The following is a 14,416-nucleotide window of genomic DNA, read 5'->3' on the forward strand; positions in this document are numbered from 1 at the left end:
CGATGATTATACTTAATTACGTAACTCGGTAGCGCTGCGATACTGCGACCATCAACACGAGGAGGTCTTCGACGGTGGCCAGCGAAAGCTCGACCAGCAGCCGATCGGACAACGGGCGGAAGCGCCACCGCATGGTCGACCGCGTCGCCGCGATACTCGAACTCGCCGCACGCAACCCCGACGGCCTCACATTGACGGAGCTGGCACGCAATCTCGAAGCACCCGTGAGCTCCATCCAAGGTCTGGTCAACGGCCTGGTCGCCACCGGGTACCTCGACGAGCGGGAGCGCCGCTACCACCTCGGCACTGCCCCGTACCTGCTGAACCTCATCGCGGGGCGGCACATGGTCACGCGGGTCGGCCACCACCAGCTCGAAGCGGTCCACGCGGAGACCGGCCTGACCACGCTGCTGTCCGTTGTGGTCGGACGGGACGTCTTCTACATCGACAGCTGCGCCTCCGAGCCGCGCTACGACTACCTCGCGAAGAACTACATCCGGCGGGCCCTGATCCGCACGTCCAGTGGCTGGGTCCTCCTCGCCGGGCTCAGCCGGCGGGACCTGTGGGCGTATCTGTCCGCGCTGCCGTCCGAGGACGAGCCCAAAGTCGAACGTTTCCTCGCCCGGCTCGACGAGATCCAGGAGACCGGCGTGTGCGCGGCGCCCGGCATCTCCGACGTGGCTGACGGCGTGGCGGTGGCGGTACGGGAAGGCGGGCGGACCGTTGCGGCGGTGAGCGTCGTCGGCCCTCCCGACGAGATCCGCGACCGGCGAGACGACCTGGTCAAGGTTCTGCTTGATCATCAGGCACGGTGGGACAGCCCGGCCGGCTGACGGCGCCGGGCACGTCGAGCGTCGTGGCATCCCAGAAGGCGTGGTCCAGCCTGCGCGGGGCCAGACAGTCGCCGATGCGGATCAACGGCCGCTGCTCGCCAGCCTCGACCAGTTCCTCGTACACCGTCGTCCGGGCGCGGTTGCCGGTCGCGAGGACCACCGAGCCGACACCCTCGAGCCGCCATCGCCTGTCGCCGTACACGGCGGCGAGGTCGACGAAGCCGTCCCCGATTCTCTCGGCCCAGGCCAGCGTCGTGATCTCCACTCCGGCGTCGGCCAGCCGGGTGTGCAACGGGTGCGCGTTGACCGGACCCGCCCAGGTTCCCGCCGCGAAGCGGCGCGTCACGAGATCGACCTGGTGACCTCGGGCACCCAGGTACTCGGCGGCGGTCGTCGCCTGGCCGTGCGGATCGTCGTCGAGCACGAGGACGCGAGACTCCACCCCGGCCGCACCCGACAAGACCTCGGGCACGGTCCAGACCTGCGGCAGGTCGTGACCGGGCAGCGCACGCCAGCCGGAAACGCGCTCGTGTAGCCGGTGCGCACCGGCTCCGATCCGACCGCGAGCACGATCACCTCCGCCTCGTGCTCGTGGATCTCCCGCGCGGTGGCCTCGCGTCCGCGGTGCAGCCGGACCCCGAGCGCCGTCGCCCGCTCTTCGAGCCAGACCAGGATCGACCCCAGTTCCCGCCGGGACGGCACCGATGCGGCCAAGGCGAGTTGACCCCCGAACCGCGGCTCCCTCTCCCACAGGCTGACCGCGTGCCCCCGCTCGGCGAGCGTGACCGCCGCCTGGAGTCCCGCCGGACCGCCGCCGACGACGAGAACGTCGCGCCGGTGCCGGACAGCCGGGACCGGCAGGGTCTCCTTGCCGGCGCGCGGGTTGACGGTGCACGACAAGGCTCCCCCGGCAGCGATCCGGCCCAGACACCCTTGGTTGCAGCCGATACACGGCCGTACCTCGGCTTCCCGCCCGGTCCGCAGCTTCCGGGGCAGATCGGGATCGGCGATGAGAGCACGGGTCATGCCGACCAGATCCGCTTGTCCCGACGCCAGGACCCCTTCGGCGGCCGCGAAGGTCTTGATGCGGGTGGCGACCAGAACGGGCATCGAGATCCGTGCGCGCAGAGCGGCCGCGTACTCCGCGAACGGGGCCACCGGATGTCCCATGTCCGCGATCCAGGCCGGGTAGTTCTCGTTGCTGCCCGCGGACACACTGAGGTAGTCCACCGACCCGGTCCCGTCCAGAGCGGTCGCCACTTCCGTGGCCGCCGCCGGATCGAGCCCGCCCGCCACCAGGTCGGTCGCGTTGATCCGCACGCCGACGAGCGGCCCGGGCCCGATCGCGTCCCGCACGGCGTCGAGGACGTCGAGCACGACCCGCAGGCGGTCGCGAACCGGTCCGCCGTAGCGGTCGTCACGGAGGTTGTTCTGCGGTGACAGGAACTGCGACAACGCGTAGCCCTGCGCCGCGAAGATTTCGACGCCGTCCCAGCCGGCGCTGCACAGCGCCGCCGCGGACTCGGCGTACGAGCGGACCATCTCGGCGATCTCGTGCGTTTCGAGCTCCTTCGGCACTTCCCCGACCACCGGGTCCGCAATGGCGCTCGGCGCCAGCAGCGGGCCACGGTGCCAGGCCGAGTTTCCCTGCCTGCCGCTGTCGTGCAGCTGTCCGACCAGGACCGCACCGTGCCGGTGCACCGCAGCCGCGAGCGCGACGTGCCCGTCGTGCGCGTTGGGATGAGTGGCGAGGTTGACCAGCGGCGAAGTCCAGGTCCGCCGCCACACGGCCCAGTTCCCCGCCACGATCATCCCGGCGCCGCCAGCCGCACGCGCCTCGTAGTAGGCGATCTGCTCAGGTGTCGGGACGCCGTCGCGGGCGAGGTGGGTGCCGTGCGGTGTGTTGACGATGCGGTTCGGCAGCTCGTGCTCGCGCAGCCGCAACGGCGAGAACAGCCGGGACGCCGCTACAGGGCCCGGCCGCGCCATGCCATCCCGCCGTCGAGCGTGACGATGCAGCCACTGGTGTAGGACGACCGTGGGGACGCGAGGAACACCACGGTGTCCGCGACCTCCTCGGCCGTCGCGATGCGCCTGGCCGGGTAGCCCGCCACGAACTCCGGCCACCGTTCCGGGTCACCCAGCTCGGTGGCGGCGCGGGCCCGGAGGGCGTCCGCGAGGCGCTGGGTCTCCACGGGGCCCGGGTTCACGCCCAGGACGCGAACGCCGTGGTCCAGGGAGTAGGCGCCGACGGTGCGGGTCATCGTCATCAGCGCCGAGTTCGCCATCGACCCGGCGAGGTACCCGGCGTCCGGCCGCTCACCGGAGACACCGACGACGTTGACGATCACCCCCGATCCGCGTTCGGTCATGGCGGCCAGCGCGAGCTGCGTGAGCTCGACGTAGCCCCACACCTTGAGGTCCCACGCCCGCTGCCAGTCCGGCAGGTGCGCGCCGGCGAGCGCTCCCTGCGGGATCGCTCCCGCGTTGTTGACGAGAACGTCCACCTCGCCGGCGACATCACGCAACCGGATGCGGTCCGCCGGGCGCGACAGGTCCAGGACGTGACCGACGATCTCCGCGGCAGGCACCTCCGCCGCGAGCCGGTCGATCGAACCGGCGTCGCGGGCGGCGACGTGCACGCGCTTGACGCCCTCGCGGGCGAAGGCGCGCACGGTCGCCGCGCCGATGCCGCGCGAACCGCCGGTGACGAGAACCGACTGTCCGGCTTGGTATCCGAGATCCATGAAGACGAGCCTCCTTGCACGGGAATGGATCCAGACGGCGGTCCCCGCCGCCCCGGGGAGGCGGGGACCGCCGAACTCACAGCGGCGAGTCGACCGCGACCGTCCGCGGCTTCGGCGGCATGAAGATCTCGATGAACTCGAGGTCATCGGAGGTGGCCGTCTCGTTGTGCCGGTAACCGCCGGGGATGAAGCACACGCCGTTCTCGCCGATGCGCCGGGTCTCGCCGTCCTCGAACTGCAGCTCGAGCCAGCCCTTGGTGACGTACAGCCACTGGAAATCGCAGTCGTGGTAGTGCCAGCCGGTCTCCTTGACCATGCCGCTGCGCATCTTGGTGACCTGCGTGCTGACGAGCCCCTGACTCGCCTCGGCGACACCGAGGTCGAAGTACCGGGCGAACGAGCGCCGGCCGGGGATCTCCGCGCCGTCCTCGAGGGCGATCGCGTGCGCGGTCATTCCCTCCGGGATCTGCCGGGTCCGGTTTTCGGTCATGATCTTTCCTCCACTTCTTCGGGGAACAGGTCCAGTGCACTGGACGAAACGCCGTCGAGGCTGTCCTGCAACACCGCCCGGTCCCAGGCGCGGGTGCCCCCGTCCGCGGAACGCCAGCCGAGGATGCGCCTGGTGAGGCCGGGCAACGGGTGTTCTTGTGTGGTACCGATGGCACCGACGACCTGATGGGCGTTGCGGACGACCGGTTCGGCCGCGTGCCCGGCGCAGGAGCGCGCCACGGCCACCGAGGCGAGCAGCTGCTCCAGCGGGGTGGCGGGGGCGGCGGCTACGAGTACGGCCGCGTCCACAGCGGAACGGGCGAGCGCGACCTCGGCGGCCAGCGTGGCCAGCAGCCCCTGTACCGCCTGGAACTTGCCGACCGGTCGTCCGAACTGCTCACGCGTGCGGGCGTGCTCGACGGCGAGGTCCAGGACGGCTTCCATCGCGCCGGTGATCTGCACGGCCCGCACGAGCGCGGCCAAAGCGTGAGCACGGTCGACGGTCTCCGCGCTCACCTCGTGCCATCTCGCCGCGCCCGGTGGCGCTGCGCCGGCCGGAACGTCGGCCAGGCGCCAGCCGCTGGTCGTCCGCCGCAGAACGACCATCCGTTCCACCAGCGGGTGCGAGGCAGCCGGCACCTCCTCGCCGTCTTCCACCGTCCACCCGCGCAACGCCGGAGTCGCGGCCGCAACGCCGGCCTCGTCGAGGAGCCGGCCGGCGACCAGGTCACTCTCCCCGACCGGCAGGTCGCAGCCGCGGCGGGCGAGCGCCCTGACCAGCTCCGCGGCTTCCCGCCAGGTCGCGCCACTGCCGCCCCGCTCCTCCCGTCCGGTCAGCTCCCCAAGACCGAGTTCGGCGAGCGTGCGCCACAGGCCTGCGTCGTCGCCGCAGTCGTGTGCCTGCAGAACGGCTTCGATCAACGAGCGCAGGTCTGCGTCGACCTGGTCCCGGAGCGTGCTCATCGCAACCCCAGACCGCGCGCGATCACGCCCCGCAGGATCTCGTTCGTGCCTCCGCGCAGGGTGAAGCCGGGACGCTGAACCACGGCGGCGGCGATGGCCGCGGCCAGTTCGCCGTCCCGCCGCGCGGCCAACAGGTCCGCCAGTTCCACCAGATCTCCTTCCAGCGTCGTGCCCAGGACCTTCACCATCGCGGCCGGCACATCCGCGTCCTCTCCTCGTTCCAGGGCCGCGGCCACCGCCAGCGACATGTGGTGCAAGCCGTGCAGGCGGGCGATGATCCGCCCCAGTGCGGGGTCGGCGTCGGCGTCCCCGGCGCGCACCGCGCGCCGGAGCAGACCGGCCAGCGGCACCGTCGACAGGAACCGCTCCGGGCCGCTGCGTTCGAACCCCAGTTCCGAGGTCACCTGGAGCCAGCCGTCACCCTCCTGCCCCAGCAGGTTCTCCTCCGGGACTTCCACGTCGGTGAACACGACCTCGTTGAAGTGGTGCTCGCCGCTCATCGAGACGATCGGCCGCACCACGACCCCAGGCGCACGCAGATCGACGATCAGCTGGGACAGCCCCCGGTGCCGGTCTCCGTGGGATCCGCTGGTCCGCGCGAGGACCACGATCAGATCCGCCTGGTGGGCCCCCGAGGTCCACACCTTGGTGCCGTTGAGCAGCCACCCGCCGTCGATCGGCACCGCCCGGCTCCGCACCCCGGCCAGGTCGGACCCGGTGTCGGGTTCGCTCATGCCGATGGCGAAGGAGCATTCGGCCGCGGCGATCGCGGGCAACAGCGACTTCTTCTGATCCTCGCTGCCGAAGCGCAACAGCGACGGCGCCGCTTGCCGGTCGGCGACCCAGTGCGCCGCGACCGGCGCACCTGCCACCAGCAACTCCTCGGTGACCACGAAACGCTCCAGGAACCCACGGCCGCGGCCACCGTAGGTCCGCGGAATCGTCATCCCGACCCAGCCGCGCTCCGCGAGCGAGCGGCTGAAGTCGCGGGACCACCCGGTCAGCCACGCGTCGACCCTCGGCGTGAAGGCGCCGGACTCGCGCCGCTCGGCGAGGAAGTTCCGGACCTCGGCACGCAGTCCGGCCAGTGCCGGATCCGGCTCGACGACCGAGGGCATCGACAGGCTCATGCCGCCACCACCGTGACGCCCTGCCGCACCAGATCGTCGATGTCGTCGCGGCTGTACCCGATGGCGGACAGCAGCTCCGCGGTGTCCGCCCCCAGCCGCGGGGCGTGCCGGCGGAGAACGGCCGGCGATTCGCTCATGCGCACCGGGTGGGCGGGACTGAAGTAGGCGCCTTCGGTCGGGTGCTGCTCGGGCGTGAGCAGGGCCTGCTCCCGGACATAGGGGTCGTCGTTCACCCGGCTCAGGTCGAGCAGCGCCGCGGCCGGGATGTTGCGTTCCCGGCAGAGGTCGAGCCATTCCTGCGTGGTGCGCTTCGGTGTCACTTCATGGATCTCGGCGTGGAGTTCGCTCATGTTGCCGTGGCGCGAGTTCACGTCGGCGAAGCGCGGGTCGTCACGCAGGTGGCCGAGTTCGGCCACCTCGAAGAAGTCGGCCCAGTTGGCGTCCGAATAGGGCATCAGGCAGACGTACCCGTCGGCGGTGCGGTAGGGAGTCCGCTCCGGGACGAGGACCCGGCCCCACCCGAAGTCGCCCTCGGCGGGGTCGAACGCGTGCCCGCCGAGGTGTTCCACCAGATTGAAGTGGATCATCGTGTCCACCATGGGGACTTCCACGTGCTGCCCGCTCCCGGTGGCCGCGCGGTGGGCCAGGGCGGCGAGGATGCCGATCACCATGTGGAGTCCGCTGACCTTGTCGGCGATCACGTATGGCGCGTACCGCGGCTCTCCGTCGACTCGTTCGGCCAGCGACGCCGCACCGGACGCGGCCTGCACCATGTCGTCGTAGGCCGGGTGGTCCCGCCACGGACTGTCCTCCGCGTAGGCCTGTGCCGTACACAGGATCACGTCCTGCCGCAAGGCCCGCAGCGCCTCGTAGGTCAGCCCGAGCGGTTTCCGGGACCGGGGCCGCAGGTTGGTCACCACCACGTCGGCCAGCGGCACGAGCTGCTCCAGGATCGCCCGGCCCTCCGGCTTCTTGAGGTCCAGGGCGATGCTTCGTTTGTTGCGTTGCAGCGTCAGCGTCATGGCGCTCATGCCCGGGTTGCGCCGGGCACCGATCCGCCGCGTCATGTCCCCGTCGAGCGACTCCACCTTGATGACGTCGGCACCCAGGTCACCGAGGATGGCGGTCGCGTAGGGCCCCATCACGACGGTGGTCAGGTCCAGGATGGTCACTCCGGCCAGCGCTCCGGCCGGCTCCGCTGTCGTCACGCGTTCCGTTCCCTTCGTGTGTTCTGTCGTCACGCCGTAACCGGGCCGCGCCGCTGCCCCCACCGCGCCACGCGCGCACGGTGCTCCGGGTCCTGGTGCGCGAGCGGCTGCATCGCGGCTGCCAGGTTGAGAACCGATTCGAGGGTTCCGGAGCGGGACTCGGTCAGCAGCCGCTTGGCCATCCGCAGCGCGTGGGGTGGGTTGCGGGCGATCCGGCGCGCCAGCTCCCGGGCCGCGGGGAGCAGCTCGGCGTCGTCCACGACGCGGCTCACCAAACCCCAGTCCAACGCGGTGGCGGCGTCGACCCGGTCACCGGTGAAGGTCATCTCGGCCGCTCGCCCGGCGCCGGCCACCCGGGGAAGGAACCAGGCTCCCCCGTCCCCGGGAATCAGTCCCAGTTGGACGAAGCTCTCCGCGAACGAGGCCGACCTGGCGGCGATCCGGACGTCGCACATCATCGCCAGATCGCAGCCGGCCCCGACGGCGGCGCCGTTCACTGCGGCGATCACTGGCACTTCGCAGCGCACCATGGCACGCGGGATCCGCTGGATCCCCGAGACGTACCCGTGGCGCTGCGCGAGGGGGTCGAGGCCGAACACGCCGGTGCCGTCGGCCATCTCGCGCACGTTCCCGCCTGCGGAGAAGATGTGCCCAGCGCCGGTGAGGATCACCGCGCACGCTTCGGTGTTCTGGTTGACGTCGTCGACCGCGCGCTCCAGCGCGGCGATGAAGTCCGGCCCGGAGACTGCGTTGCCGGCGCCGGGAACGTTGATGGTCCAGATCTGCACCGGCCCGTCGCGGCCGATCACCAACGCTTCGGTCACGGTTACCGCCTCTCAGAAGGGAATGTGGTGGGTGGGGTCGAGGCGGATGTCCACGACGAGCGGGCGCTCCAGCCCGGGCACGCGCTTGGCCAGGACATCGATGTCCTCCGGCGTTTCCACCACGTGGGTGTCCGCGCCTGCTCCCGCGGCGACCGCTGCCACGTCGGGCCAGTCGTTGTAGGAGTGGCGGGGATCGAACCCCTGGGTCTCGAGCTTGTGGTACTCCGCCCCGTAGGCGCCGTCGTCGAAGACCAGCACGAGCAGGGGCAGACGATGCCGCACCGCCGTCGCGAGTTCGGAGGCGTGCATCATGAAGCCGCCGTCACCCACGAGAGCCACCGTCAGCCCGGATACCCCGGACACCGCCGCACCGATCGCTCCGGCGAGCCCCAGACCGATCGAGCCGAACCCGGTCATGGCGGTGAACCGGCCAGGAGCGCAGCGATCCAGGTAGGGCCAGGCACCGGCGACAAATCGTCCGACATCGCTGACGATCGCGCAGTCCGCGGGCAGTGCGCGATTGAGGAGCAGGCTCGCCGTGCGGATGTCGATCGTTCCGTCCGCCGGTCGCCGGTCCTGCGGGGTCCACTCGGCCATAGCGCTCGCGGCGGCGGTGCCGCGGTCTCGCCACGAGCCGCTTCCGGATACTCCCGCGGCGCGGAGTTCGGCGGTCATCGCGGCCACGACCGCGGCGGCGTCACCGGCGACACCTTCGTCGGGCTGCACGAGCCAGCCGAGTTTGGCCGGATCGAGATCGATCTGAACCAGGCGCTTGCCCTGGACCAGTTCCCCGCCCATGGTCGTGTACTTGTTCATGCTCGCGCCGACCGCGAGCACGCAGTCGCTGTCCATCAACACCTGGCTGGCGCATTCATGGGCCAACGTGCCCAGGATGCCCAAGTGCCGCGGATGCCCCCGGAACAGCCCACGTCCGAGCGCCGTGGTGAACAGCGGCGCCCCCAGCAGGTCGGCCAGTTCCGCGACCGCGGATTCGGCCGAAGCGGCCACGACGCCCCGGCCGGCCACGACGATCGGCCGGGTGGCGGACGCCACGAGACCGAGCGCACCGTCGAGCGCGCTCTCCGGCACCGTCGTGCCGGCGGGCAGCCACACCGGCTCCAGCGGCTGCCCCGCTGACACCGCCTCCGACACAGACACCGGCAGCGGGATGTTGAGCACCACCGGAGCCGCCGAGGTGCTCAGCCGGCGCATCACGCGCCCGAAATCACGGACGACAGTGTCCGGGCGGTGGATCCGCTCGTGGACGACCCCCAGCGCCGAGCAGACAGCGCCGATGTCGAGCCGCTGCAGGTGCGTGGCCTCCGCGGGAGGATCACCGGTGACCAGCAGTACGGGCGACGGGAACCGGGCCGCTTCGACGAGAGCGGTCAGCGTGTTGGTGAACCCGGGCCCGTGGGTGACGGTGGCGACCGCGGGACGGCCGCTCATGCGTGCGTGCACGTCGGCCATCGCGACCGCACCTGCTTCGTGCGCCACCCGGACGAACTGGCCGCCCTGGTTTTCGAAGGCGCTGCTGACGTACATGTTCGCGTCGCCCATGAGACCGAAGACGGTGTCCACTCCAGACGCGCGGAGCAACGAGGACACCTGCTCGTAGACCTTCATCGAGTCCCTTTCGCCGCACTGCTCCCCCACTCTGGCAAATTCCGAGCGAATACGCAATAGCATAGATCGTTACGTATATAGGTATCGGCTAGGGCAGGGGTAGGCCCTGGCGTCCGGCCTACCCCTGCCCAGGCGAATCAGGAATCGTGGATGATCACGCCGCGGATGTTCTTGCCCGCACGCAGGTCCTCATACCCCTGGTTGACCTCCTCCAGGCGGTACCGCTGCGTGACGAGCTCGTCCAGCTTGAGCTTGCCCTCGTCGTAGAGGCGCAGCAGGCGGACGATGTCGTACTGCGGGTTGGACGAGCCGAACAACGACCCCTTGATGGTCTTCTCCATCAGGGTCAGCTCCATGCCCGAGACGTGGACCGTGAGCTTCGCCGGATCGGCGAGGCTGGCCAGGCTGACCGTGCCGCCCTTGCCGATGATGGCAAACGCGTCGGCGATGATCTTCTCGTCCGGGGTGCCGACGAAGATCAGCGCGCCGTCGGCCATCTGGCCCCACGTCATCTCCCGGACCGCGTCGTGCGCCTCCTCCGCGGTGGCGAACGCGTGCGTGGCGCCGAACTTCAGTGCGGTGTCGCGTTTGAACGGCACCGGGTCGATGGCGACGATGTGCCGAGCCCCGGCCATGACCGCGCCCTGCACGGCGTTGATGCCCAGCCCGCCGATGCCGAAGATCACCGCCGTGTCACCGGCACGAAGGCCGTTGTTGTACACCGCGCTCCCCCATCCGGCGGGCACGCCACAGCCGACCAGCACGGCCGTCTCGAGCGGGAGCCAGTCGTCGATCTTCACCACCGAGTGCTGAGAGACCGTCGACCGTTCCGCGAAGCTGCCGAGCAGGCACAGGCTGCCGTAATCCACCCCGTCCTTGTGGAACTTGAACGATCCGTCGGGGAACCGGCCTTCGAGGATCGTGGCGCCGAGGTCGCAGAGGTTGGACCGGCCCGAGGCGCAGTACCGGCAGATCCCGCAGTTGGGGATGTAGCTGCACACCACGTGATCGCCGGGCTTGACCTTGGTGACGCCGGGGCCGACCTCCTCGACGATGCCGGAGCCCTCGTGGCCACCGACGATCGGGTACCGCGGCGGCATGTCGCCGTCGGTGAGGTGCAGATCCGAGTGGCACAACCCGGCAGCCACGTTCTTGATCAGGACCTCGCCCTCGCCGGGGCCGTCCAGGTCGAGTTCCATGATCTCGAACGGACGGTGCACCCCCAGGCTCACCGCTGCTTTCGTCTTCATCTCAAATGTCCTTTCGCGACGTTGCGGAAGTAGTGTGTGCCCGGTCAAAGGGCGATGTTGACGGCCTTGGTCTCGAGGTAGAGCTCGAGGACGCCGGCTCCGAGCTCGCGGCCCCAGCCGGACTGCTTGTAACCGCCGAACGGCAGTGTGGTGTCGAAGCCGTTGTACTGGTTGACCCACACCGACCCCGCGCGGATCTCGCGCGCGGTGCGGTGCGCCTTGGACAAATCGCGCGTCCAGATCCCGGCCGCGAGTCCGTAGACGGTGTCGTTGGCGGCCGCCGTGACGCCGTCCGCCGCGGTGAAGGGCTGAGCCGCGACGACCGGACCGAAGATCTCCTCCCGCACCACGCGGGACTCCGGCCCGACGCCGACCAGGACGGTGGGCGCCACGAAGAACCCGTCCCGGTCGAGCCGGGTGCCGCCGGAGAGGGCACGAGCCCCCTCGGCGAGCCCCTCGTCGACGTAGCCCATCACCTTGTCGCGCTGGTCGGCGGAGATCAGGGGGCCGATCTCGGTGGCCGGATCGAGCCCGGACCCCACGCGCAGACCCGCAGCGATGTCGGCGACCTTCGCGGTGAACTCCTCGAAGATCGTGTCCTCGACGTAGAGGCGTGAGCCCGCGGTGCAGGCTTGGCCGTGGTTGAAGAAGATCGCGTTCGCGGCGCCGGGCACCGCCAGGTCGAGGTCGGCGTCGGCGAAGACCACGTTGGGGCTCTTGCCACCGAGTTCGAGCGAGACACGCTTGAGGTTGCCCGCCGCCGCCCGGACGATCTCCTTGCCCACCTCGGTGGAGCCGGTGAACGCGATCTTGTCGACCCGCTCGTCGCGCACCAGCGCGGCGCCGGCGTCGCCGAACCCGGTCACGATGTTCACCACGCCGTCCGGAAGCCCGGCGTCGGCGAGCAGCTCACCGAGCAGCAGCGCCGACAGCGGGGTCTGCTCGGCGGGCTTGAGCACGACAGTGTTACCCGTGGCCAGCGCCGGCGCGATCTTGAAGACTGCCATCAGGAGGGGAAAGTTCCAGGGCACGATCTGCCCGACCACGCCGACCGGCTCACGCAGCGTGTAGGCGTGGAAAACCCCGCCCGGCGCGAACGGCATCGACACCTGCGGCGTGCTGCCCTCGATCTTGGTCGCCCACCCCGCGTAGTACTCGAGGATCTCGACCGCCCAGGCGATGTCGACGTGCTCGGCGACCGACACCGACTTTCCGTTGTCCAGCGCCTCGATCTGGGCGAACTCGTCGGCCCGCGCGGCCAGGGCCTGAGCAACGCGCCACAGGAGCCGCTGCCGTTCCAGGGGCGTGAAGCGCCGCCAGGGCCCGTCGTCGAACGCGCGCCGGGCCGCGGTCACCGCGCGCGTGACGTCGGCGTCCTCCCCGTGGGCCACCTCCGCGAGCACCCGCCCGGTCGCCGGATCGTGCGTCGTGAACGTCCTGCCCGACACCGCCGCGACCCACTCACCGCCGATCAGCAGCCTCTTCGGTTCCCGTAGAAAGCTGTCCACCCGTGGATGGAGAACCGGCTGGGAGACAACAGTCATCGTTCCACCTCCGCCGTTGGAGCCAGAGCACGGTGTTCCGTGCTCATCCGGACAGGCACGATGCTGTCCGAGGCGGCGCCGGTGGAACCGTTCAAACTTTGCACACCGGCGGGACGCTCACACGCGGATCCGCAGCACCCTGATCCGGTTGTACAGCGTTCCGCGGCTGATGCCGAGGTCCTCGGCCGCGCGGGTCTTGTTCCCCTGGTTGCGTTCGAGCGCGGCCAGGATCGCGTCGTGCTCGGACCGTTCCCAGGGAGTAAGGCGAGCCTTGGCGGGGGCGCCGCGGTATTCCCGCGGCAGGTCACCGGCGACGATGTCGCCCGTGCTGCGTTTGGCGGCGACCCGGCGTACGACGTGATCGAGCTCCCGCAGGTTGCCGGGCCAGTCCAGCTCCGCGAGGCACGCCAGGGCGGCGGGCGTGAACCGGGCGGACCCGTTCGTCGCCTCGGCGAGCATCGCCCGGGCCAGCGCCGGGATGTCCGCGCGCCGCTCGCGCAGGGGCGGCAGTTCCAGACGTCCGGGGCACCGGAAGGCGAGGTGCCGGTGCCGTGGACCGAGTCGATCCACCGGCGGCCCCGTGATCGCCGTCCAGATCCCCTGCGCGACGCACTCCCCGAGCGCCTGCACCACGGTGTCGTCGAGCAGTTCGACACCCTCGACGACGACCAGCGCGCCGGAGGCGGCGGCGCTGCGGACCCGGTGGAGCCAGGTGGACCCCTCGACCGGTTCATGGCCGCCGACGGTCACCACCTCGGCGCCGGTACCGGATGCCAGGCTGTGCGCCGTCCGGGTGCGCCCGGTTCCGGCTTCTCCCGCGATGAAGGTCGCCAGGCGCGCCGCGCGGTATCTCGCCAGTTCCCGGTCGAGGACGTCGCCGGCGGTGGCCTGCCTCCGGGGAACCACGGGATGCGACCGGTAGGCGGGGGTGAACCGGATCAGCACGTTTCCGTGCCCGCCCACGGGTTCGAGCGTCAGTCGCAACCGCATCCCGTGCGCCGTCTCGAAGACCACCTCGCGGGACTTCCCGTCCCACCGCGGCCCATGTGCCAGCTCCCGGAGTCGCTCGTGGTCGAGGGCGTCGAAGTGGTCCAGCGCCTGCTGGTTGGCGAGCACCACGCCGTCGCCGCCGAGCGCCAGAACCGCCCGTTCGCCACGCCTGGCCACGGCCCGGTTGAAGGCGTCGAGGAGACGTCGTTCGGAATCACGGGAGTCGGCCAGCAAGGCGCTTTCGATCTGCCGGACGGCCTGCCGCAGGAACGGGCCGAACAGCGGGTTCTCCCCACCTGCCGGCCCGGCGAGGTCGAGGACGCCTTCGAGCCGCCGCGTCGCGGGGTGCACTATCGGGTAGCCGTAGCAGCTGTAGCCACGCAGCGACCGGGCGAAGTGCTCGCCGCCACGCACCGCCACGCCCCGGCGAAGCTCAAACGGTGTGGCGATGGCGTTGGTGCCGGTCGTGTCCTCGGTGAACCGCCTGCCCAGGACGACCCCGGTGTCGTCGAGGATGTCGGCCGTGCGCGAACTGATGCGTCCCCGGTGGACGATCCGGGCGGCGCTGTCGGCCAGGACGGTGAAGTAGGCCGTCTCGCCGAGTTCGGCGGCAACCTGGTCGAGCACGGGCAACGCGGCCCGCAACAGGCGGCTTCGCTGGTCGACGTCCACCGCGTCGAGCCGCTCGAGTGGCAGGTCGGGCCGTACCCCGGACCGCCAGGAGCGGCGCCACGAATCCCGGATCTCGGCTTCCGCCGCGCTCGGCAGCTCGCCGGCCACGGCGGTCGCCTCGAACCCGTCGACGCCCATGT

13 protein-coding genes are annotated in these 14,416 nt (G+C 70.7%); 1 reads left to right on the forward strand and 12 read right to left on the reverse strand.

The genetic code is table 11. The features are described from left to right. Window positions 1–74 precede the first annotated feature (74 nt). Window positions 75–833, forward strand: a complete 759-nt coding sequence (locus L2C96_RS33490; protein ID WP_027936030.1) for an IclR family transcriptional regulator — start codon at window positions 75–77, stop codon at window positions 831–833. On the opposite strand, the gene L2C96_RS33495 is transcribed toward L2C96_RS33490, so the two are convergent. The 12 genes from L2C96_RS33495 to L2C96_RS33550 all read right to left on the reverse strand — a co-directional run bounded on the left by L2C96_RS33495 (window position 784) and on the right by L2C96_RS33550 (window position 14,414). Continuing rightward, window positions 784–1,275, reverse strand: a complete 492-nt coding sequence (locus L2C96_RS33495) for a beta/alpha barrel domain-containing protein (protein WP_372491292.1) — start codon at window positions 1,273–1,275, stop codon at window positions 784–786. The two genes, L2C96_RS33490 and L2C96_RS33495, sit on opposite strands and share 50 nt — an antisense overlap. Next, window positions 1,176–2,822, reverse strand: a complete 1,647-nt coding sequence (locus tag L2C96_RS33500; protein ID WP_237339039.1) for an oxidoreductase — start codon at window positions 2,820–2,822, stop codon at window positions 1,176–1,178. The genes L2C96_RS33495 and L2C96_RS33500 overlap by 100 nt, the downstream gene beginning before the upstream one ends. Beyond that, window positions 2,801–3,580 carry a short-chain dehydrogenase/reductase gene (locus tag L2C96_RS33505; protein ID WP_237339040.1) on the reverse strand — a complete coding sequence of 260 codons (780 nt, stop codon included), beginning with the start codon at window positions 3,578–3,580 and terminating at the stop codon, window positions 2,801–2,803. Before L2C96_RS33505 ends, L2C96_RS33500 begins: the two co-directional genes overlap by 22 nt. A gap of 76 nt (window positions 3,581–3,656) precedes the next feature. Continuing rightward, the gene (locus L2C96_RS33510) at window positions 3,657–4,070 is read right to left on the reverse strand and encodes a cupin domain-containing protein (RefSeq protein WP_020419042.1); all 414 of its coding nucleotides are present in this window, start codon (window positions 4,068–4,070) and stop codon (window positions 3,657–3,659) included. Then, the gene (locus L2C96_RS33515) at window positions 4,067–5,032 is read right to left on the reverse strand and encodes an acyl-CoA dehydrogenase family protein (RefSeq protein WP_237339041.1); all 966 of its coding nucleotides are present in this window, start codon (window positions 5,030–5,032) and stop codon (window positions 4,067–4,069) included. The genes L2C96_RS33510 and L2C96_RS33515 overlap by 4 nt, the downstream gene beginning before the upstream one ends. After that, entirely contained in the window at window positions 5,029–6,162 is a 1,134-nt protein-coding gene (locus tag L2C96_RS33520) for an acyl-CoA dehydrogenase family protein (protein ID WP_237339042.1), read from the reverse strand. The genes L2C96_RS33515 and L2C96_RS33520 overlap by 4 nt, the downstream gene beginning before the upstream one ends. Continuing rightward, a complete protein-coding gene (locus tag L2C96_RS33525) occupies window positions 6,159–7,370 on the reverse strand; it encodes a CaiB/BaiF CoA transferase family protein (RefSeq protein WP_237339043.1) in 1,212 nt (403 codons plus the stop codon). Before L2C96_RS33525 ends, L2C96_RS33520 begins: the two co-directional genes overlap by 4 nt. 29 nt (window positions 7,371–7,399) lie before the next feature. After that, a complete protein-coding gene (locus tag L2C96_RS33530) occupies window positions 7,400–8,194 on the reverse strand; it encodes a crotonase/enoyl-CoA hydratase family protein (protein WP_237339044.1) in 795 nt (264 codons plus the stop codon). Between the two features lie 12 nt (window positions 8,195–8,206). Continuing rightward, window positions 8,207–9,820, reverse strand: coding sequence for a thiamine pyrophosphate-binding protein (locus tag L2C96_RS33535; RefSeq protein WP_237339045.1), 1,614 nt, complete (start codon window positions 9,818–9,820; stop codon window positions 8,207–8,209). A 137-nt stretch (window positions 9,821–9,957) separates the two neighbouring features. Further along, window positions 9,958–11,070: an NDMA-dependent alcohol dehydrogenase gene (locus L2C96_RS33540; protein WP_237339046.1), complete on the reverse strand. Its 1,113-nt coding sequence runs from the start codon at window positions 11,068–11,070 to the stop codon at window positions 9,958–9,960. Between the two features lie 44 nt (window positions 11,071–11,114). Beyond that, on the reverse strand, window positions 11,115–12,614 hold the full coding sequence (locus L2C96_RS33545) for an aldehyde dehydrogenase family protein (RefSeq protein ID WP_237339047.1): 1,500 nt from the start codon (window positions 12,612–12,614) through the stop codon (window positions 11,115–11,117). A gap of 117 nt (window positions 12,615–12,731) precedes the next feature. After that, window positions 12,732–14,414 carry a sigma-54-dependent Fis family transcriptional regulator gene (locus L2C96_RS33550; RefSeq protein WP_237339048.1) on the reverse strand — a complete coding sequence of 561 codons (1,683 nt, stop codon included), beginning with the start codon at window positions 14,412–14,414 and terminating at the stop codon, window positions 12,732–12,734. Window positions 14,415–14,416: the final 2 nt, after the last annotated feature.

It is taken from the genome of Amycolatopsis tucumanensis (genome assembly GCF_021654135.1).
GTDB classification, from domain to species: domain Bacteria; phylum Actinomycetota; class Actinomycetes; order Mycobacteriales; family Pseudonocardiaceae; genus Amycolatopsis_E; species Amycolatopsis_E tucumanensis.

Bases quoted from the DNA above. Each gene is read 5' to 3' on its own strand.
- L2C96_RS33500 (WP_237339039.1), bottom strand. From the start codon at position 2,822: ATGGCGCGGCCGGGCCCTGTAGCGGCGTCCCGGCTGTTCTCGCCGTTG.
- L2C96_RS33505 (WP_237339040.1), bottom strand. From the start codon at position 3,580: ATGGATCTCGGATACCAAGCCGGACAGTCGGTTCTCGTCACCGGCGGT.
- L2C96_RS33510 (WP_020419042.1), bottom strand. From the start codon at position 4,070: ATGACCGAAAACCGGACCCGGCAGATCCCGGAGGGAATGACCGCGCAC.
- L2C96_RS33515 (WP_237339041.1), bottom strand. From the start codon at position 5,032: ATGAGCACGCTCCGGGACCAGGTCGACGCAGACCTGCGCTCGTTGATC.
- L2C96_RS33520 (WP_237339042.1), bottom strand. From the start codon at position 6,162: ATGAGCCTGTCGATGCCCTCGGTCGTCGAGCCGGATCCGGCACTGGCC.
- L2C96_RS33535 (WP_237339045.1), bottom strand. From the start codon at position 9,820: ATGAAGGTCTACGAGCAGGTGTCCTCGTTGCTCCGCGCGTCTGGAGTG.
- L2C96_RS33540 (WP_237339046.1), bottom strand. From the start codon at position 11,070: ATGAAGACGAAAGCAGCGGTGAGCCTGGGGGTGCACCGTCCGTTCGAG.
- L2C96_RS33545 (WP_237339047.1), bottom strand. From the start codon at position 12,614: ATGACTGTTGTCTCCCAGCCGGTTCTCCATCCACGGGTGGACAGCTTT.
- L2C96_RS33550 (WP_237339048.1), bottom strand. From the start codon at position 14,414: ATGGGCGTCGACGGGTTCGAGGCGACCGCCGTGGCCGGCGAGCTGCCG.